Origin of the sequence: Caldanaerobacter sp., from assembly GCF_049701115.1 — a bacterium.
Classification (GTDB): domain Bacteria; phylum Bacillota; class Thermoanaerobacteria; order Thermoanaerobacterales; family Thermoanaerobacteraceae; genus Thermoanaerobacter.
Map to the genome: position 1 here is coordinate 1 of NZ_JBNATX010000010.1, position 20,755 is coordinate 20,755.

Annotated in this window: 13 protein-coding genes and 1 riboswitch; of the genes, 9 read left to right on the forward strand and 4 right to left on the reverse strand. The window is 37.1% G+C overall.

Annotation, left to right across the window (positions count from 1 at the left end; translation table 11 throughout):
- Positions 1-82 precede the first annotated feature (82 nt).
- The 4 genes from ACPLVE_RS04755 to rd all read right to left on the reverse strand — a co-directional run bounded on the left by ACPLVE_RS04755 (position 83) and on the right by rd (position 3,445).
- The gene (locus ACPLVE_RS04755; protein ID WP_424610290.1) at positions 83-601 is read right to left on the reverse strand and encodes a ferredoxin domain-containing protein; all 519 of its coding nucleotides are present in this window, start codon (positions 599-601) and stop codon (positions 83-85) included.
- Positions 602-635: 34 nt separating this feature from the next.
- Entirely contained in the window at positions 636-2,024 is a 1,389-nt protein-coding gene (locus tag ACPLVE_RS04760) for a Na+/H+ antiporter NhaC family protein (protein ID WP_424610292.1), read from the reverse strand.
- Positions 2,025-2,042: 18 nt separating this feature from the next.
- A complete protein-coding gene (locus tag ACPLVE_RS04765) occupies positions 2,043-3,185 on the reverse strand; it encodes a universal stress protein (RefSeq protein WP_424610294.1) in 1,143 nt (380 codons plus the stop codon).
- Positions 3,186-3,286: 101 nt separating this feature from the next.
- The gene (rd, locus tag ACPLVE_RS04770) at positions 3,287-3,445 is read right to left on the reverse strand and encodes a rubredoxin (RefSeq protein WP_424610296.1); all 159 of its coding nucleotides are present in this window, start codon (positions 3,443-3,445) and stop codon (positions 3,287-3,289) included.
- A gap of 138 nt (positions 3,446-3,583) precedes the next feature.
- Positions 3,584-3,692, forward strand: a riboswitch (SAM riboswitch).
- A gap of 80 nt (positions 3,693-3,772) precedes the next feature.
- Here rd and ACPLVE_RS04775 point away from each other — a divergent pair.
- The 9 genes from ACPLVE_RS04775 (at position 3,773) to hisG (ending at position 20,754) form a co-directional block, all read left to right on the forward strand.
- Complete coding sequence (locus ACPLVE_RS04775; protein ID WP_424610298.1) at positions 3,773-5,053, forward strand: homoserine dehydrogenase; 1,281 nt, start codon at positions 3,773-3,775, stop codon at positions 5,051-5,053.
- A 25-nt stretch (positions 5,054-5,078) separates the two neighbouring features.
- Positions 5,079-6,362, forward strand: a complete 1,284-nt coding sequence (locus tag ACPLVE_RS04780) for a homocysteine synthase (RefSeq protein WP_424610300.1) — start codon at positions 5,079-5,081, stop codon at positions 6,360-6,362.
- A 13-nt stretch (positions 6,363-6,375) separates the two neighbouring features.
- Positions 6,376-7,482 carry a homoserine O-acetyltransferase MetX gene (gene metX / locus ACPLVE_RS04785; RefSeq protein WP_424610302.1) on the forward strand — a complete coding sequence of 369 codons (1,107 nt, stop codon included), beginning with the start codon at positions 6,376-6,378 and terminating at the stop codon, positions 7,480-7,482.
- A 113-nt stretch (positions 7,483-7,595) separates the two neighbouring features.
- A complete protein-coding gene (locus ACPLVE_RS04790; protein WP_424610304.1) occupies positions 7,596-8,717 on the forward strand; it encodes a Gfo/Idh/MocA family protein in 1,122 nt (373 codons plus the stop codon).
- Between the two features lie 18 nt (positions 8,718-8,735).
- Positions 8,736-10,118 (forward strand): RsmB/NOP family class I SAM-dependent RNA methyltransferase, encoded by a 1,383-nt coding sequence (locus ACPLVE_RS04795; RefSeq protein ID WP_424610305.1) that lies wholly within the window; start codon positions 8,736-8,738, stop codon positions 10,116-10,118.
- Positions 10,119-10,219: 101 nt separating this feature from the next.
- A complete protein-coding gene (locus ACPLVE_RS04800; RefSeq protein WP_424610307.1) occupies positions 10,220-18,808 on the forward strand; it encodes a GH36-type glycosyl hydrolase domain-containing protein in 8,589 nt (2,862 codons plus the stop codon).
- A gap of 93 nt (positions 18,809-18,901) precedes the next feature.
- Complete coding sequence (locus tag ACPLVE_RS04805) at positions 18,902-19,030, forward strand: hypothetical protein (RefSeq protein WP_424610309.1); 129 nt, start codon at positions 18,902-18,904, stop codon at positions 19,028-19,030.
- Positions 18,981-20,120 carry an ATP phosphoribosyltransferase regulatory subunit gene (hisZ, locus tag ACPLVE_RS04810; protein ID WP_424610311.1) on the forward strand — a complete coding sequence of 380 codons (1,140 nt, stop codon included), beginning with the start codon at positions 18,981-18,983 and terminating at the stop codon, positions 20,118-20,120. Before ACPLVE_RS04805 ends, hisZ begins: the two co-directional genes overlap by 50 nt.
- A 1-nt stretch (position 20,121) precedes the next feature.
- Complete coding sequence (gene hisG / locus ACPLVE_RS04815; protein WP_424610313.1) at positions 20,122-20,754, forward strand: ATP phosphoribosyltransferase; 633 nt, start codon at positions 20,122-20,124, stop codon at positions 20,752-20,754.
- Position 20,755 lies beyond the last annotated feature (1 nt).

The following is a 20,755-nucleotide window of genomic DNA, read 5'->3' on the forward strand; positions in this document are numbered from 1 at the left end:
CAACAAGTCGCATTTACACACAAAATGCCACTTTTTAGACTTTGTCAACAGTCTGAAATTCCCCTTTTTGAGAGGGGAATTTTTATCTGTCGAAATATATGTTTTTGCCTGTAGCAGAAAGGGGTATTCCTACAACAATTTCACCTTCAATCATTTTAAGCCTTTTGGCGCTCACTCCAATTCTGTACATGACTCTGTTGTCCACATTTAAAATGCTTGCAGTTTTTACCGCAGAACCTATTGCTATTCCAAGGTCGATTAACCTCCAGGCGCATATAGGACCGTCAAATTCTGTACCTTTTTTAAAATCTGGCATGTCATCACAAAAATCGTATCCACAGGCTCCACAGTTTAAACCTACCTTTTGTGCGTTGCTTAAAGATATGAGCAAGACAGCTTCAGATTTTGCTACGTTATTTCCATCCCTGTCAAAATTTCTTTTACCTGTTTCTTCACCGTATTTTATCATGTCTTCTGCGAGTCGAATCAAATCGTCTCCTGTTACAACTTTTGTTTTGATAAAATCTTTTCCTGTGGCTTTAGGAGCTGTTCGAGCTGATAAAGCCATTAAATGAGCAGCTAATTCTATTATATCTACCATACCTTTTACTCCCCCTGTATTTAAAATTACATATTTAATTTTGCAATAGATTTTTGCTCTTTTCAATAATTTTTTGATAAAATTTTATCAACTCCTTAATATCTTTTGCAAATATGAAGGCTATTGATAGAAGAGGGAATAAAAGATTTAGGTATGCATAGGGGAGATATTCGGTTACTTTCACTCCCAAGACCGAGGCAGGTAACATGGCCGCTAAATTCCAGGGTATTATACCTGCCAGTATCATTCCCGAGTCTGCTATGGCTCTTACCATTTCTTCTTTTGGAATTTGCAATTTTCGATATACATTTATCATTATTCGGGAAGGAAGAATTACAGATAAAGCTTGATTACAAGTTATTATAGCCATAAGAGTGCTTAAAAACATTGTAACTAAATATGTGAGTTTGAAATTTTTTATTTTGTCTATGTTTTGAAAAATAGCTTTTATTATTCCCGTATCTTCTAATATTCCAGCTAAAGCAGTGGCAAATGTCACAACTCCTATCATAGGAAGTATTGAAAACATACCGCCACCGTTGAAAATAGATTTGAATTCGGTAGCAGTGAAGGTATTTCCTGTAAATATTACTTTTGCTGAATCAAGAGGAGAATAGCCTAAAATTATTGAAGTTAAAAAGGAAATCAAAACAGCAATACTTAAATTTATTTTTGTAGGTACCCTGAAAAAAGCGAGTAAGATTATGATGAGGGGAGATAGAAATAAAATTGGATTTAAATGGTAGCTATTTATTATTATTGCAGAGAGATTGTTAATATTTTGCTGAGTAGATAATTTTAGGTGGAGGTCAAGTAAGTGATACAAAAAGGCTGTAATTATAAATACAGGAATTGCAGTCCTAAATAAAGATTTTAACACGTTTGTCTGCTGTATTTCGCTCATATCAGAGAGAAGAGCCACGTTTCCGGCTAAAGGGGACGTTCTATCTCCTATAAAAGAACCAGATATGACTGTTCCCGCTACTACGGGCAGGGGATATCCAAAGGCATGACCAAGACCAGTTATCACTATTCCAATAGTACTGGCTGTGCCTACGGCGGTTCCCAGGATCATGGATATCAATGAAGTTATTGTAAAAGAGGTCAAAAGAAATCCACGAGGTTTGAGGAATTTAGAAGAGTAGTATATGAGAGCAGGGAGTGTTCCATTCTGTTTCCAGAGAGCGACCAGTGCGCCTATTAGAAGAAGTATTATCATAACATTTATTCCCCTTTTTACACCTTTTATTGACATGTTTGCCAGTTCTTTAAAAGAAAAGTGTTTTAAAAGTACAAAAAAAGCAAACAAATAACTTATAAAAAGAGGAATGTAAGGTGGTTTATGGAAAAATAAAACCATCGTCATAGTTGTAGAAAGAGTAAACAGAAAAATAAAAAGAGAAAGCCCAAATTTGCTTTGCATTTTCATTACCCCTTGTTTTTATTTGGTATAAGGAATAACATGTATTTCAATGTTTTTTGCTTTTTTAATTAGCTTTACTACAGTTGACCCTCTAAAGAGGTTCTGTAACCAGGATCTTTGAGAATGACCAATTATTATTTGGGTTATATGCATTTTTTTGGCGAATTTCAAAAGTTCATCAGAGACACTTTTACCCTTTAATGTATATACTTCTGCACCTAATTGTTTTGCGAGCATGAAATGACTTTCTAATACTTCTTTATCTTGTTCTGTCAACTTTGGGGCCAAAAAATGAGTGCAGTCCACGTACACGACAACCCAGTCGCATTTAAATCTTCTCGCCCTTCTTGCACCTCTTCGTATGAGTTTTTTAGATAGAGGATTTGGCGTTATGCATACCATTATTTTCTCATTTGTTTCCCATGTATCCTCTATTCCGTGCTCTTTCATATACTCTTCTAATTCTAAATCTACTTCTTCAGCGGTGAGTCTTAACATTAATTCTCTTAAAGCACTTAAATTTCCTTTTCTGAAAAAGTTAGAAAGACATTCGTCCAGTTTGCTTAAGGGGTAGACATCCCCTCTTTTAAGTCTGTTTATAAGAGCCTCTGGAGTCAAGTCTACCGCAACTATTTCGTCTGCATTATCTATTATGCTGTCAGGTACTGTTTCTCTTACTGCGACACCTGTTATTTGTTGAATTATATCATTTAAACTCTCTATATGTTGTATATTTAGGGTAGTTAACACATTTATCCCGTGTTCTAAGATTTCTTGTACGTCTTCATACCTCTTTTTATTTTTTGAACCCGGAGCATTAGTGTGAGCGAGTTCATCAACTAAGACTACTTCTGGCTTTCTGGCTATTATGGCATCTACATCCATTTCTTCTAATATCATACCTTGATATTCAATCTTTTTTCTGGGTATTATTTCAAGGTTTCCTATCTGTGCTTCTGTATCTTTTCTGCCATGGGTTTCAACGTAGCCTATTACTACGTCTTGGCCCCTTTTAAGTCGTCTGTTACCCTCATTTAGCATTGCATAGGTTTTTCCAACCCCGGGAGCATAACCCAAGAATATTTTTAGTTTTCCCCTTTGTTCTTTTTTTACGATTTCCAAAGCTTCCTCAGGAGTAAGTCTTCTATACCCACTATTCATGTTAAAGGTAAACACCCTCCAGAAAGTTTTAGTAGAGTAACTGCCTACAATTATAATAGCATTTTTAGAAAAAATCAATAAAATAAAGGGAGCTCTGCTCCCTACATCTTTTCAAACATATCTTTTCCTACGCCACAGTCAGGGCAGACCCAATCTTCTGGTAGCTCTTCAAAAGGCGTGCCTGGCGGAATTCCTTGTGATGGGTCCCCTTCTTCTGGGTCATATATGTATCCACATACGGTACACTGCCATTTTTCCATGAGAGTTCCCCCTTTTCATTTTTATTTATTATAGCAAAAATTAGGAATAAAAACAAGGAAGAATTTTTTTCTTGACTTTAAAGTTTCAAAGTGATAATATAGATTACAACGCATAAAATTTAATAAAATGACTCAATCCTCTTATCAAGAGTGGTGGAGGGACTGGCCCGATGAAACCCGGCAACCGGCACATAGGTGCTTGGTGCCAATTCCTGCAGGTTGGATAATCCAACCTGAGAGATGAGAGGAGCGGCTTTGTGTAATTTGAGATTACGAAAGGCCCTCTTCTCATTGAAGAGGGCCTAAAAAATTTTCTGGAGGTGCAAAATGAGGGTAAAGATTGGGTTAATGGGACTTGGAACTGTTGGAACAGGAGTATTTAAAATAATTAACTCTAGAGGAGGATATATCAAGGAGAGTACGGGATTTTATCCAGAGATAAAGAAAGTGCTTGTGAAGGATTTACACAAGAAGAGAAAAGTAAATGCAACAGAGTTTTTGACCAATGACCCTCGAGATATTTTAGAGGATGAAGAAATAAAGGTAGTGATAGAGGCAATAGGAGGGATTTCTCCTGCTTATGAATATGTGAAAAAGGCTCTTTTCTCTGGCAAACATGTAATTACGGCGAATAAAGAGCTTATCGCAAAGTATGGTGAAGAGCTTGGGAGCATTGCAGCAGAAAAAGGAGTGTATTTAAAGTATGAAGCCAGTGTAGGTGGAGCCATTCCTATACTTCATCAGATAGACAGGCTAAAAATTACAGATGAGATAGATTTTATCGGTGGCATTGTAAACGGGACTACTAATTACATTTTCACAAAGATGGGAGAAGGGAAAAGCTATAAAGAAGCTCTTAATGAAGCACAGAGATTAGGTTATGCTGAAGCTAATCCGGATTATGATGTAAAAGGTTTGGATGCTACATTTAAGCTTGGCATACTTATAAAAAAAGTGTTTGGTGTGAGGGTTCCGGTAGAAATTATACCTCGAAAGGGCATAGAGGAAATCAAAGAGGAAGACGTAGAAAGGGCAAAAGAATGGGGGTATGAGTTTAAACTTTTTGCATGGGCGAAGAAATTTAGAAACTATATTTCGGCGGGAGTAGAGCCTACTTTGATTCCGGAAAATAGTTTGCTTTCAAAGGTAAAAGGAGTCAATAATGCGATAATACTTAAAGGAAATGGCTTTGGGGAATATGTCTTTATAGGAAGGGGAGCAGGGGAACTTCCTACTGGAGATGCAATAGTTGCTGATCTGATAGATATACTCATCAATTATAAACTGGGCAGTAAATCTGAAGTCATAGGAGTTAACTTTAGGGAAGAAAGCTTTACTGATACCTTTTATATAAGGCTGAAGCTCAAAAAAGATAATGTATATGGCTTAAAAGAAGTTTTAAAACTTATCAGGGGGAATTGGGTATCTATTGAAAACTCATCATTTGGTGGGAATAGTTTTACCGCTATAGTGAAGATAAATGGAACAGTGGAAGGGCTAAAAGAACAATTAGAAAAAGTAGCTTTAATAGATGCTGTTTTTAAAGTTTTAGCTGAGGAAAATTTCGAAGAGAAAAGCGAGTTTGAAAACCTGGCGGAAATAATGTAAAAATTTGTATGAAAGGAGAAAAAGCATGAGAAAAAGATATGGTTTTTCTACTATAGCAATTCATGAGGGATGGGAACCTGACCCTACTACCGGTGCAGTAGCGCTGCCAATATACCAAACTACCTCTTTTGCCTTTAAGAGCACGCAGCATGCAGCAGACTTATTTTCTCTAAAGGAAGACGGGTATATTTACACAAGGATGATGAATCCTACTGTAGACGCTTTTGAAAGGAAAATGGCTGCATTAGAAGGGGGAGTAGGAGCGCTGGCAGTAGCTTCAGGGCAGGCTGCTATAACTATAGCTATTACAAATATTGTAGGGGCTGGAGATGAGATTGTAGCTTCTACGAATCTCTACGGCGGGACTTATAACCTTTTTGCCTCTACCCTTAAGAAATTTGGTATAAATGTGAAGTTTGCAGATCCAAGTGACTCCGAAAATTTTAGAGAAAAAATAACGGAGAAGACCAAAGCTTTATACGTAGAGACGATTGGTAATCCCAAAATTGATGTGGCGGATATAGAAAAAATTGCATTAATAGCTCACGAGGCAAGTATACCCCTTATTGTAGATAATACTTTTGCAACTCCATATCTTTCAAGGCCTATAGAATTTGGCGCAGACATAGTAATTCACTCAACTACAAAGTTTATAGGAGGGCACGGTACTTCTATTGGAGGTGTAATTGTGGATTCTGGAAAATTTAATTGGGCGAATGGCAAGTTTCCAGAGCTTACAGAGCCAGACCCTTCTTACCATGGGATAAGATATGTAGAAGAGTTTGGAGAGAAGGCTTATATAGTCAAAGCGAGAGTGCAGCTTTTAAGAGACTTGGGGGCAGCTCTTTCGCCTTTTAACGCTTTTTTGTTCGTTCAAGGGCTTGAGACACTTGCACTCAGGATGGAAAGGCATAGTTATAATGCACTTCGCGTGGCAGAATTTCTAGCTTCTCATCCTCTTGTGAGATGGGTAAACTATCCTGGTCTTAAGTCAAGCCCTTATTATGAGCTTGCTCAAAAATATCTTCCAAAAGGGCAGGGTGGAGTTTTGACTTTTGGAATAAAAGGAGGTTTTGAGGCAGGGGTTAAGTTTATAGAGAATTTGAAGCTATTCACCCATCTTGCAAATATAGGAGATGTAAGGTCTTTGGTCATACATCCCGCTAGCACCACCCATCAGCAGCTTTCAAAAGAAGAACAATTGGCTTCAGGCGTCACTGAGGATATGATTAGGCTTTCTATTGGCCTTGAAGATATAGAGGATATTCTTGAAGACCTGGATTTTGCGCTTTACAGTTCTCAAAAGTAAGGGGGGAATGAGAATGATAGTAGAAGAGAAAAAAGTTACTTTAAAAGGGGATCCTGTTTTTACTACGGAAAGCGGTTATGGCTTTAAAGAGCTTACAATTGTGTATGAAACTTACGGGCAATTGAATGAAAAAAAGGGCAATGTAATACTTGTAGAACACGCTTTAAGTGGGAGTGCCCATGCAGCTGGAGTGCATCCGGGGAAGAACAATCCTGGCTGGTGGGACGGTTTGATTGGCCCGGGGAAATATATAGATACAGAAAGATACTTTGTAATATGTTCTAATTTTCTCGGAAGCTGCTATGGCACAACAGGACCCTCGTCTATAGATCCTTCTACAGGAAAACCGTATGGGCTTAAGTTTCCTAAAATTAATATAAGGGATATGGTAAGAGTGCAGAAATTGCTCTTAGACTATCTGGGGATAGATGAAGTAAAGGTTGTGATAGGGGGGTCTATGGGGGGAATGCAGGCGCTGGAGTGGGCAGTGACATATCCAGATATTGTTAAAAAAGCTGTTGTAATTGCTGCGGATTATAAGTTAACGCCTCTTAACATAGCCTATAATTACGTTGGCATACAATCTGTTTTGAATGACCCGCATTTTTACGGAGGAGATTATTACGATAAACCTGAAAAACCTCATAAAGGTTTGAGCACTGCTAGAATGCTGGGGATGATTACTTATAAAAGCGGTGAACTTTTTGACGTGAGATTTGGAAGAGCAAAAAATGGAATAAATTTTGAGGTAGAGAATTATCTGGATTACCACGGCCTTTCCTTTATAAACCGCTTTGATGCTAACTCATATCTTTACATCCTGTGGGCTATGAATGATCATGACATAACAAAACCCTACGGGAGCTTGAAAGCTGCTTTAAAAAGGATTAAGGCAGAGGTATTGATGATTGGGATAGATACGGATATGATTTTTCCCTCAAAATATATGATTGAATTTATTAAGAAGCTAAATGCAGTAGGGGGCAGAGGAAACTTTGAAGAGATTTCTTCTATTCAGGGGCATGACGCTTTTCTGGTGGATATAGACAAGATTGGGCCGATAATTTCTGAGTTTATAGAAAAAAGTGAAGAAGATAAAAAAGAGGCAGCCTGTATATAGGAAAGGTAGACTGAGAAACTCTATAAGTCTAAAGGTAGCGTTAGAAGCTACCTTTTAAATATTTTAGTGTTATAATTATTTTGTAGATTTTATAGAAAATAAGGAGTGATTGTGTGAGTAAAAAAATGATAAAACTCGGATTTGCTGGACTTGGGTTTATTGGCTCAATTCACGCTATTGCCTGCTTTTCGATGCCACTTATATTTAAAAATCTTCCTTTTGAGGTTAAACTGGGCAGAGTTTATAAAAACAACCTCAATGACATACCTCATTTTTTTGAAAAAGGGGCAAAGAGCTTAGAGGAAGTTTTAGAAAATTCAGATGCTGTTGATATATGTACTCCCAATTACCTTCATTATGAGCAAGCCATGAAGACCATAGAAAGAGGTATACCTTTGTATCTTGAAAAGCCTATAGGGATAGACAGTAAAGAAGCCTATGATATAATGGAGAGTGCAAAAAAGAAAGGACTAATACATCAGACAGCTTTGATGTACAGGTTTATGCCTGCTATAACACAGGCAAGGGATATGATTAAAAATGGGGAAATAGGAGAAATTTTAAATTTTAAGGCTTTGATGCTTCACTCTGGATATATGGACCCTAAAAGGCCTATTTCGTGGAAATTGAAAAAGTCCACTTCTGGTGGTGGAGCTATACTGGATATGGGGATACACCTTGTAGATGCAGTAAGGTTCATGCTAGGGGAGATAAAATCTTTGAGGGCGATTTCTAAAACTTATTTTAAAGAAAGACCTGTGAAGAAAGGTTCAGAAATTTACGATTGCGTAGATGTGGATGACTGGACAAGTGTAGAGGTAGAACTGGAGGGAGGAGGCTGGGGAACCATAGAAGTTTCTAGAATATCTCCTGATATTGAGGAAGAGACGAAATTTGAAATTTATGGTACTAAAGGATCGGTAAAAATATCTACGAAGCACCCGAGATATGCTATTTTGTACAGAAAGCAAGAGAATAGAGAGATAACAGGGGATTATGATAATAAAAGTGAATTTAGCAAATATGTGAATTCAATTTATCCCTCCGAGAAATACTCACTGGGTTGGATGGTAGATATGCACATGGCAAGCCTTATAAACTTTTTTACAAACATTGTAGAAAGTGAAATTGTATTTGAGGAGACACCTACATTTGAAGAGGCTTATAAAGCTCAAGTTGTGCTGGATAAAATAATTTTATCTGCTGAAAATAATGGTGAAACTATAAAGTTTTAGAAATAGGGGTAATAAGAGATGAAAGTACCGGTCAAAGAAGAGTTTTTAAAGAGGATGAAGGAGCTTTTAAAGGAAGAGTACGAAGCCTTTTTGAAGGAATATGAGAAAAAGCCTCAAAAGGGATTGAGAGTAAATACTTTGAAAATTGATGTGGAAAGTTTTAAAAAAGTTGCGCCTTTTGAGATAGAACCCATTCCGTGGTGTCCAACAGGGTTTTACTATGAAAAAGAAGAAAAAGCAGGGAATCACCTGTACCATGTGTTAGGACTTTATTACATACAGGAGCCTACTGCAATGGCTGTAGTGGAGGTATTAGATCCCAAGCCTGGTGAGAAAATTTTGGATGTGAGCGCTGCACCGGGAGGCAAAACTACTCATATTGCTTCAAAAATTGGTGATGAGGGCCTTATTGTGGCAAACGAGATAGATAGAAGGAGAATAAAAATTTTAGAAGAAAATGTAGCGCGGATGGGGATAAAGAATATAGTCCTTTTAAACGAAAAGCCGGAAAAGTTAATAAAGCCTTTTAAAGAGTATTTTGATAGGATAGTGGTTGATGCTCCATGCTCTGGTGAAGGCATGTTTAGAAAGGATCCTACTGCGAGGAAAATATGGTCTTTGAATAATGTCATTAGTTGTTCTGTGACCCAAAGAAATATTTTACGAAATGTTGCGCCTTTGCTCAAACCTGGAGGCATTTTGGTCTATTCTACCTGCACTTTTTCGCCAGAGGAAAATGAGGGGGTAATAAAGAAGTTTTTAGAAGAATATCCTGAATTTGAAATAATGGAAAGCGAGTTGAGCCGATTTTTTGACAGAGGACGTCCAGAATGGGTAAAAGGGCCAAAAGAACTAGAAAGATGTATGAGGCTGTGGCCCCACAAGGTAAAGGGAGAAGGGCATTTTATTGCGAAGCTCAAAAAAAAGGGAAAAGCTTCAGACTATAATTTTAAACCGAAGATTGAAAAGAAAAAACAGAAAAAAGATCTAGAGCTTTTCTACTATTTCGCAGATAAGTATCTTGATATAGATTTGAAAATGTTGAATCTTCAGATATACAATGACTTTGTGTATCACGTGCCTACGGGATTACCAGAGCTTGATGAAATCAAAGTTTACAGAAAAGGTTGGCTTATGGGAGAGCTTAAAAAGAACCGATTTGAACCTTCTCACTGGCTTGCAATGGGCTTAAAACCGGAACAAGTGAAAAGGGTGTTAGAACTTAAGGGACCTTGGAGAGAAAAATATTTAAAAGGAGAGACCTTTAAACTTGAAGAAGAGGACGGATGGATGCTTTTTACAATGGAGAATTTTGTAGCTGGATGGGGAAGGGTGGCAAAAGGAATAGTGAAGAATTATTTTCCCAAGTGGTTGAGAGAGATAGAGGTTTGGGAAGAATAGAAGTCCTTTTAAGGGCTTTTATTTTTTTGCTTTAAAAAGTTAATTTTGGGGGAATAATATTTTTAGCAAAAAAACTGCAATGCGGGAGGAGTTGACTGACCTTGTGGTATGCAGTATTGGCTGGGATTTTACTCTCGGTTTTAGTGTTTTTGAGAGATAAAAAGGTGGAGAATATAAATGTTGTGAGAGATTTCGATGATATAATTTTAAGCACAGAAGAAATGGAAAAACATGCAGAGGAACTAGCCCAAAATCATATTATAGCGAATAAAGTGAAGCCCTCTTTTCTTTTAATTCCCAGAATGAATAAAAATTATGAGTACATAAAAAGTGTGTACAAAGATTTGAACAATCTATTGAAAGAAAAGGATACATATATTTCTCAAGAGGAAGAATGGCTTTTAGATAATTTCTATATAATTGAAGAACAAGTAAAAGAAATAAAGAAAAGCCTTAGCAGGAAATATTATGCTGGACTTCCAGTGTTAAAAAATGGGGCTTTTAAAGGATACCCAAGAGTGTATGCTTTAGCTTTTGAGCTTACTTTGCATACAGATGGGAAGATTGATGAAAAGACAATCATCAATTTTATAAAAGCATATCAAAGAAAGGCTTTTCTTACCACTTCGGAGTTGTGGGCTTTAAGTTTGATGATACGTATTGCTTTGATAGAAAAGATAAGGAAAGTTTGTGAGGAAATTGTTGAGGCAAGATATCAAAAGGGAAAGGCAGAAAAGATATTGTCAATGTTGATGGAAAAAGAAATGTCTTATGAAAATGTGAAAAAGCTAATAAAAGAAAACATAAAAGTAGGAGATAGATTTCCCTTTCAATTTGTGGAACATTTAGTAAGTAGAATAAAAAGAGAAGGTAATAATTCTTCAGATATTTTAAAAATGCTGGAAAAAGTTCTTATGGAGTACGATTCCAGTATAAGTGACATTGCAGAGAAAGCCCATTATTTTCAAGCTAAAAGACAGGTTTCAATAGGCAATGCCATTGTGAGTTTAAAGACGCTATCTTCCTTAAACTGGGCTGAAATTTTTGAGATTTTAAGTCCTGTGGAGCAAGTTTTAAAACAGGACCCTGATAGTACTTACCCTAAGATGGACTTTGAATCTAAAGACTATTATAGGCATGAAATAGAAAGACTGGCAAGGTATTATAATGTTTCGGAAACCTATGTAGCCAAGAAAGCAGTAGAATGTGCGAGAGAAGTGACGGAGCAGGAGGGGCACTTGGGCTACATAAATCATGTGGGATTTTATCTAATAGGGAAAGGTAGAAGCATATTAGAAAGCAAGCTTAACAATAAGAAGAAGAGATTCCTTGATTTTTACAAAATAAAACAAAAAAGACCGGCTATTCTCTACTTTGGGTTGATTGTATTTTTCTTGATATTGGAAGAAGTGTTCAGTCTGAATTATTTACATAATTTTACAAATAACTATTGGAAGTTGTTTGCATCTTCTTTGGTTTTGGCTATTCCTTTAAGTGAAATTTCAATTCAGCTGACTAACTGGATCTTGATGCACATTTTCAAGCCGGTAATGCTGCCAAAGATTGAATTAAAAGGTGGCATACCAGATAATGCAAAGACATTTGTTGTGATATCTTCTCTTCTGCCGGACGAGAAAAAAGCAAGAGAGCTTGTTGAGAACTTGGAAGTATATTACCATGCAAACAGGGGAAAAAATCTCTATTTTGGCCTTTTGGGAGACTTTAAAGATGCTCCTCTTGAAATGATGCCAGAGGACGAAAAAATAGTTAAGACAGCTTTAGAAGAAATTGAAAAACTAAACAAAAAGTATGCTGAAGGTGAAGAGAAAATATTTTACTATTTCCACAGAAAAAGAGTTTACAACGAAATGCAGAAGAGCTGGATGGGATGGGAGAGAAAAAGAGGAGCTTTAATGGAATTTGTTGACCTTTTAAGAGGAGAGAAGGATACCACATTTTACGTAGTAAGCGATGATGTGTCTAAACTTGGAATCAAATATGTAATAACGCTGGACGCTGATACAAATTTGCCTATAGATACGGCTAAAAAGTTAGTGGGAGCAATGCTGCATCCTCTAAACAGAGCCATAATTGACAGAGACGAGGGAGTTGTAGTAGAGGGGTATGGTCTACTTCAGCCCAGAATTGGCATTGATATAGAAAGCGCTAACGCTTCTTTATTTTCTAAAATATACGGTGGAGAAGGAGGTATAGACCCATACACCACAGCGACTTCTGACATATACCAGGATTTATTCGGTGAAGGAATTTACACGGGCAAAGGCATATTTGATGTCGACGTATTTAGAGATCTTTTGAAGGACACTATACCGGATAATTCCATATTAAGCCATGACCTTCTAGAAGGGTCTTTTGTGAGGACTGGTTTGGTGACAGATATTGAATTGATAGATGAATTTCCTGCAAAGTACAATTCTTACATGATGAGGCTGCACAGATGGGTAAGAGGCGACTGGCAACTTTTGCCTTATTTGAGGTCGAAAATAAGAAACAGGAGAGGAGAACTGATAAGAAACCCTCTTTCTTTGATAACTAAATGGAAAATTATGGATAATCTGAGGAGGAGTTTAATTTCAATTTCTCTGATCGTAATGGTTTTTCTTGGATTTTCGGTTTTGCCAGCAAGTGCTCTATTCTGGGTAGCGGTTGCTGCTTTAACTGTGTTTTTTCCTGTGATACTCATTTTGTTTGATTTGATTTTTAGAGGTCACTTAAGGCAGTATTTAGAAAAAAGGCATAGAGCAGTTATAACGGGAGTTGAGGCAGCTTTTTACCAAGCACTGCTTAATTTTATCTTTTTGCCATATAATGCCTATATTATGGCAGATGCCATCATAAGAACTATTAGCAGGATGTACATAACTAAGAGAAATCTTTTGGAATGGGTAACAGCTGCAGATATGGAAAAGAGGCTGAAAAATGATTTTATAAGCTTTGTAAAGAGAATGTGGGTGGTATTGCTAAAAGGAGCGGTATTAATCCTTTTAACAGCTTACTTTAAACCTGGGGCTCTGATTTTTGCGGTGGGAGTATTTTTCCTCTGGGCTTTTTCACCTTATGTGGCTTTTTACATAAGTCAACCTGCCCTTCTCAAAATGAAATTTATTTTGGATGAGGATATAGAAGAGGTGAGATTGATTGCGCGAAAGACATGGAAATTTTTTGAAGATACAGTTACAGAAGCTCAAAATTACCTGCCGCCTGATAATTTTCAGGAAGACCCCCCAAATGGCATAGCAGAAAGGACATCTCCTACCAATATTGGTCTTTACCTTGTTTCAACTGTTGGTGCAAGGGATTTGGGGTACATAACCACCAGTGAAATGGTAGATCGTATTGAAAACACTATAAATACCATAAAAAAGATGGAAAAATGGAATGGACACCTTTTTAACTGGTACGATACGCGCACACTTAAACCCTTAAGACCTTATTATGTGTCTACGGTGGACAGCGGTAATTTGGTTGGATATTTGATTACCATTAAAGAGGCTTTGGAAGAGTTTTTAGATAAACCTGTTATTGACTTGGAGTTTTTAAGAGGTTTAAAAGATACTGTCAGAATGCTGAAGATTGAAAGAATTGATGAGAGTCTCTTTGAAGAGTTTCTCAAAAAAGGGGATATAGACCCTCTCGCATGGAAAAAAATTCTAGATGATTTAGAAGAGGTAGAGGAGGAAAGACTAAGAGATATTGTAAAAAAATTTAAAAATGAGATTAGAGAATTTATGCCGTGGCTGGAATTTGAAGATACTGAGGGAGGTTATGGAGAAATTTTTAATGAATGCAATTCTTTTGAAGAGCTGAAAAAAGTGTATGAGAAATATCTGGAGGAAACTTTTAGAGCAAAGAAGGAAGGACTGCCTGAATTTAAGATAAAACAGATACAGAGAGCTGTTGAAAAAATTGAGGAGCTAAAAGAGAGGATATTGAAATTAAAACAGGAAATTGAAGATATAATTGAAAAGACAGAGTTTAAGCATTTGTACGATGAAAAGAGGCAACTTTTCTCTATCGGATACAATGTAGAGGAAGAAAAGCTTACTAAGTCCTATTATGACTTGCTTGCTTCTGAAGCAAGACAGGCAAGCTTTATTGCCATTGCCAAAAGAGAAGTTGACAAGAAACACTGGTTTAAATTAGGAAGGATGCTTACAAGGGCGAATAGGTCTAAAGGACTGGTTTCATGGTCAGGGACGATGTTTGAATATTTTATGCCCCTTTTGATAATGAAAAATTATGAAAATACTTTATTGGATGAGACTTATTCTTTTGCAGCAAAAGTGCAGAAAGAGTATGGAGTTAAATTGGGTATTCCATGGGGTATTTCTGAGTCGGGATTTTATGCTTTTGATATGAGCCTTAACTATCAATACAAGGCTTTTGGGGTTCCAATTTTAGGATTGAAAAGGGGACTTTCCCACGACAAAGTGGTAGCTCCTTATGGGTCTATTCTCGCAATTTCTATTGACCCAGAAGGGGTTGTGAAAAATATAGAATTTTTAAAAAAGGAAGGAGCAGAAGGAGAGTACGGATTGTATGAGGCAATTGATTACACTCCGGAGAGGGTGCCTTTTGGCAAAAAGAATGCCATTGTCAAAAGTTTTATGGCGCATCATCAGGGCATGATTTTTGTGGCGATAGATAATTTTATACATGAAAATATAATGCAGAAAAGATTTCACAGAGATCCGAGAGTGAAAGCCACACAAATTTTGTTGCAAGAAAAAACTCCTATCTATATGGATGTGACTAGAGAAGAAAGAGAAGAGCCAAGGAAAATTCAAAAAATACGAAAAGAAGATTCAGACTTTGTGAGAGTTCTGGGAGAATCGAGAAGCTGGATTCCAGAGGTACACATTGTTTCTAGCGGCAAATATTTTGTGATGCTTACAGAAAAAGGTACAGGATACAGCAAGAATGTTAAAGGTATTTTCCTAAACAGGTGGAGAAAAGACATTGCTCAAGATTACGGCACATTTATCTTTATACGCAACGTGGATTCAAACGAGGTGTGGTCAGCCACTTTTGCGCCTTTTTATCAAAAAGGACAGCATTACAGGGTGGTTTTCTCTGCCGACAAAGCTGAGTACTTTAAGAGAGTAGGCGGCATAGATAGTTATTTGGAGATTACTGTATCGCCTGAAGATGATGTAGAGATAAGAAGGATTACTTTGAAAAACCACAGCAAATACCCCCAGATACTTGAGATTACCAGTTTTTCTGAGATAAGTTTGATGGATTTGCCTTCAGATGTAGCACACCCTGCTTTTAACAAGCTATTTGTGAAGACAGAGTTTTTGAAGGATGAGGATGCAATTATAGTGTGCAGAAGGCCAAGAGATCCAGAAAAGTCCAGATTGTGGGCTTTGCACAAAGTCGTGGTTTTAAGTGGGGAGGCGATGGGAGACACCCAGTTTGAGACGGATAGGCTTAAGTTTATAGGTAGAGGGAGAAGCGTGAGAAAACCTTTGGCTCTTGAGCCAGATCAGCCTCTTTCTAACACGGAAGGAGCTGTTTTAGACCCAATTGTAAGTCTGAGAAAGAGAATAAGAATAATGCCGGGGGGCGTTGCAAAAATAGCATATATTTCGGCTATCACAGAGACAAAAGAAGAAGCAGAAAAAATCGTTTCAAAGTATAAAGAAGAAAATGCTATAGAAAGAGCTTTTGAAATGTCATGGACTAGAAGCAGGGTAGAGCTAGAGTATATAAACTTGAAGCCAAGAGAATTGGGATTATTTCAGAGAATGCTTCCCTACCTCATTTTTGCAAGCCCTCAAAGAAAAATGAGGGAAGAAATGATACTGAAAAATACAAAAGGGCAATCGGGATTGTGGGCTCATGGGATTTCGGGAGATTTGCCAATTGTGCTCTTAGAAGTGGAAAAGATGGAAGAGATAGAGTTGGTAAAATGGTTTTTGAAAGCTTATGAATACTGGAGGATGAAGGGCATACACATTGACCTTGTGATATTAAACAAGGACAAAAGCGGATACTTGCAACCTTTAAACGATAAAATAAAAGAGGTTATAAATACCACCTTTGCTTACGATGTATTTGGAAAATATGGAGGAGTATATTTGCTTCAAGAAAATAACTTAAAAGAAGATGATTTCTACCTTTTAAACGCTGTAGCAGCTCTCAAATTTGACGGTAAAAATGAATCTATTTATGACCAGATAATGGTTAAAGTTCACAAAAAAGCATTAAAGCCTAGAAGCTTCCAAGCAAAAGTTTCAAGCTGTAGGGATGATGGGTTGGAAGGAATAGAACTTCAGTATTACAATGGTTTTGGAGGTTTTACTCCTGATGGAAAAGAATATATAATAAAATGGGAAGGGAAAAGTACACCAGCGCCGTGGATAAACATAATTTCGAACCCCAATTTTGGTTTTCAGGTTTCTGAGGTGGGGGCGGGTTATACATGGGCAGAAAATAGCAGGGAATACAAGCTTACTCCCTGGTACAATGATCCTGTTTTAGACCCTCATGGAGAAGTTATATATCTAATAGACGAAATTACAGGAGATAAATGGACAATTACTCCTCATCCAGCAGGGAATTCGGGTGTTTATTATATAAGACATGGTTTTGGATATTCTACTTTTGAAAGCGCAAGTTGCGAATTAAAAAGCGAGCTCACAATGTTTGTTCCCAAGGAAGATTCTGTAAAAATAAATTTGATCAAATTAAAAAACACATCTAGAAGTAGCAGAAAAATCCAGTTAGTTTATTACATTAGACCAGTTCTAGGGGTAACGGATGAGGCTACGTCGCAGTATATTGCTTCTGAATTTGATAAGGAAGAAAGGATTTTGTATATAAGAAATGTGTACAATGAAGATTTTGTTAATAGAATAGCATTTCTAGCCACATCAGAGGGGATAAACTCTTATGAGAGCGAAAGAGGGGAGTTTATAGGAGTAGGTTTTGACTTAAGTAGCCCTCAAGCTCTTTCCTATGAAACTCTTTCTAATTCAGAAGGATTGGCGGTTGATCCTTGCAGTGCAATTGAGTTTTCTGTTGAAATAGCACCTGGTGAAGAGAAAGAGATATCAATCCTGTTAGGGCATGCTAAAGAGAAGAAAGAGGCAAAAGATTTAGCTTTGAAGTATTCAAAAGTAGAAAACTGTAAAAAAGAACTAGAAAAGGTAAAAGGATTTTGGGGGAAAATTTTGGGTAAACTCACGGTAGATACTCCCGATAAATCTCTTGATTTACTTGTAAATGGATGGTTACCCTATCAGACGATAGCTTGTAGATTGTGGGCACGTTCCGCATTTTACCAGTCAGGGGGTGCATATGGATTTAGGGACCAATTACAGGATGCCATGAATATGGTGCTTTTGAATCCAGAGTTTACAAGGAACCAAATAATAAATGCTTGTGAGCATCAATTTATAGAAGGAGATGTACAGCATTGGTGGCATCCTGTTTTAAACAAGGGAATAAGGACAAAATTTTCAGACGACCTTTTATGGCTTCCTTATGTAGTAGCTGACTATATAGAAAAGACAGAAGATTGGGCTATATTAGAAGAAAAAGTGGGGTATTTAGAAGACTTTCCTCTCAAGGAAGAGGAAGAGGAGAGATATTCCGTTCCCTCTATTTCTTCTCATAAAGGAACGGTGTATGAGCATTGTGTCAAAGCCATAGATTATGCTTTGAAATTTGGGGAACACGGCCTTCCTCTAATGGGAACAGGGGATTGGAACGATGGAATGAACAAGGTGGGGCATAGAGGGAAGGGGGAGAGTGTATGGCTGGGATGGTTTTTATACACTGTCCTAAAGAAGTTTACTTCTATCTCTGAACAAGTGGGAGATATAGAAAGAAAAGAAAAATACATTAAGGAAGCAGAAAGGCTTTTAAAGTCAATAGAGGAAAATGCTTGGGATGGCAGTTGGTATAGAAGAGCTTACTTTGATGATGGAACACCCCTTGGATCCGTTGACAATGTGGAGTGTAAAATAGATTCTATTTCACAGTCATGGGCTTTGATATCCAAAGGTGGGGAGATAGAAAGAGGAAAAGAAGCCATGAAAGCCGTTTTGAATTATCTGGTAAATGAGGAGGAGGGGATAATAAAACTTCTCACTCCGCCTTTTGACTCTTCCGATTTAAATCCGGGGTATATAAAAGGTTATGTGCCAGGAGTTAGGGAAAACGGCGGGCAGTATACTCATGCAGCTGCTTGGGTAATACTAGCCTTTACAGAGTTAGGAGATGGAGATACAGCATGGAAGCTTTACAACATGATAAACCCAATAAACCACACCAGGACCCCTATAGAATGTATGAAATACAAAGTAGAACCCTATGTGGTGGCTGCAGATGTATATGCTGTTGAGCCTCATGCAGGAAGAGGAGGGTGGACTTGGTATACAGGAGCAGCAGGTTGGATGTACAGGGTGGCAGTCGAACATATTCTGGGGTTAAAAAAATATGGAGATAAATTCACAGTAGACCCCTGCGTTCCTCGAACCTGGGAAGGGTTTGTGATAGAATATGAGTATGGACAAGGCAGGTATATAATAAAAGTTTTGAACCCAAATAGAGTCAATAAAGGTGTAAAAGAGGTCTACCTGGATGGAAAACTGGTGGATAGATTTGTACCTCTCGAAACTGAGGCTAGACTCCATGAAGTTGTTGTGGTGATGGGCTAATCAAAGAGGCATTTTGCTCTTTTAGTGCAAAATGCCTCTTTTTATATGTTTTTATTAGTAAGTTTTTGGATACAGTTCTATCTTGACATACATATGAAATTAATATACAATGAAAGAGATACATTTCATTACTTTATCACGTTACAAAGACATAGCGATGTGAGGGATTTAAATGATATATTTGCCGGATGGAGTGCAGGACTTCCTTCCAGAAGAATATGAATTCAAGAGAAATATAGAGGACAAATTTAGAGAAGTTTTCAAAAGTTTTGGCTATAAAGAGATAATGCCTCCCACTTTTGAGTACAGCGAAAATTTTTCTCATTTATTTGATGAAAACAGCATGTACAGGTTTTTTGATAAAAAGGGGAGTATTTTAGCTTTAAGGCCTGATGTAACTGCTCAAATAGCCAGAATTGTTTCTACAAAGCTGGAAGGCAGATACCCACTTAAGTTATGTTATATAGCTAATGTGTATAGGTATGAGGACACACAGGTAGGTAAAATGAGAGAATTTACACAGGCAGGAGTAGAGCTTATAGGTACAAATCACGAAGAATCAGATGCGGAGGTTATAGCTCTTTCTATAGAGGCATTAAAAAGTACAGGCTTAAAGGATTTTAAAATTGATATAGGACATGCCGAAGTATTTAGAAGTATTGTAAGAAATTTGAATCTAGGAAATGAAGATGTAAATCTATTGAGAGAACTTTTAGAGCAAAAAAACCAATCTGCTATAGAAGATTTCATAAAACAAAAAGAAATAAAAAGAGAAGAGGCTAAACTTCTAAGGGAACTTCCTCTTTTATTCGGTGGGGAGGAGATTTTAGAAAAGTTAAAGAAAGAAAATTTTAAAGAGACGGAGGGAGTGCTTGAGTATCTCGATAGAGTGTATAAGATACTTGAGGACTTTGGTATGAAGGGATATATAAGTTTTGATTTGGGGATGGTGCAAAATCTAAATTATTACACAGGAATTATATTTAGAGGTTTTGTAAAAGGGCTTGGCTATGCTATATGCACTGGAGGAAGGTATGACAAGCTTCTTAAGATTTACGGTAACGACTTGCCTGCTACAGGTTTTGCAATAAGTGTAGAAAGAGTTATGCTTGCTTTGGAAAGACAAAGCAAGGGAGAATGGGTAAAACCACGCAGAGTGCTAGTAAGGTATAAAGAAGAAGAGAGAAGGAAAGCTTATGAAAAGGCTAATGTACTCAGAAAAGAAGGCAATGTCGTAGAGATGTACACTTTTAAGAGGTGTGAAAATATTGATTTAAAAAGTTTTGATGAAGTCGTAGATGTGGGGGAATGACATGGATATTGTTTCAATAGCTTTGCCAAAGGGCAGGATGACAGAGGATGCAGTAGTTTTATTTAAAAAAGCAGGTATTTCTAATGATGTGTTAAAAGATATATCGAGGAAGTTAATTTTAGAAGATAATAAAAATGCTATAAAGTTTATGCTTGTAAAACCTATGGATGTTCCAACTTATGTGGAGCACGGTGCAGCAGATTTAGGGGTTTGTGGAAAGGATATTTTGTTGGAGCAAAAAAAGGATTTATACGAAGTTTTAGATTTAAAATTTGGATTTTGCAGAATGGTAGTAGCTGGTCCTCCTGATGTTAAAGACAGCTTTCTCACAAATAAAAGAGTTGCTACTAAATTTCCAAACGTTGCAGAGGAATTTTTTAAGAAAAAAGGTGAAAATGTTGAGATAATCAAATTAAATGGCTCTGTGGAGCTTGCTCCAATTGTAGGATTATCAGAAGTGATTGTTGATATTGTGGAGACTGGAAGGACTTTAAGAGAGAATGGCCTTGTTGTTATAGAGGAGATTTTTCCTTCAACAGCGAGACTTATAGTTAACAAGGCAAGCATGAAGACAAAAAGCGAGAGAATAAAGGATATAATTTTAAAGCTAAGAGAAGTTATAAATGGGGGATAGA

Excerpts from the sequence above, each read along its gene's own strand:
- ACPLVE_RS04760 (WP_424610292.1), bottom strand. The coding sequence starts at position 2,024 with ATGCAAAGCAAATTTGGGCTTTCTCTTTTTATTTTTCTGTTTACTCTT.
- ACPLVE_RS04755 (WP_424610290.1), bottom strand. The coding sequence starts at position 601 with ATGGTAGATATAATAGAATTAGCTGCTCATTTAATGGCTTTATCAGCT.
- rd (WP_424610296.1), bottom strand. The coding sequence starts at position 3,445 with ATGGAAAAATGGCAGTGTACCGTATGTGGATACATATATGACCCAGAA.
- hisZ (WP_424610311.1), top strand. The coding sequence starts at position 18,981 with ATGATATATTTGCCGGATGGAGTGCAGGACTTCCTTCCAGAAGAATAT.
- ACPLVE_RS04780 (WP_424610300.1), top strand. The coding sequence starts at position 5,079 with ATGAGAAAAAGATATGGTTTTTCTACTATAGCAATTCATGAGGGATGG.
- ACPLVE_RS04765 (WP_424610294.1), bottom strand. The coding sequence starts at position 3,185 with ATGAATAGTGGGTATAGAAGACTTACTCCTGAGGAAGCTTTGGAAATC.
- ACPLVE_RS04805 (WP_424610309.1), top strand. The coding sequence starts at position 18,902 with ATGAAATTAATATACAATGAAAGAGATACATTTCATTACTTTATCACG.
- ACPLVE_RS04775 (WP_424610298.1), top strand. The coding sequence starts at position 3,773 with ATGAGGGTAAAGATTGGGTTAATGGGACTTGGAACTGTTGGAACAGGA.
- ACPLVE_RS04795 (WP_424610305.1), top strand. The coding sequence starts at position 8,736 with ATGAAAGTACCGGTCAAAGAAGAGTTTTTAAAGAGGATGAAGGAGCTT.
- metX (WP_424610302.1), top strand. The coding sequence starts at position 6,376 with ATGATAGTAGAAGAGAAAAAAGTTACTTTAAAAGGGGATCCTGTTTTT.
- hisG (WP_424610313.1), top strand. The coding sequence starts at position 20,122 with ATGGATATTGTTTCAATAGCTTTGCCAAAGGGCAGGATGACAGAGGAT.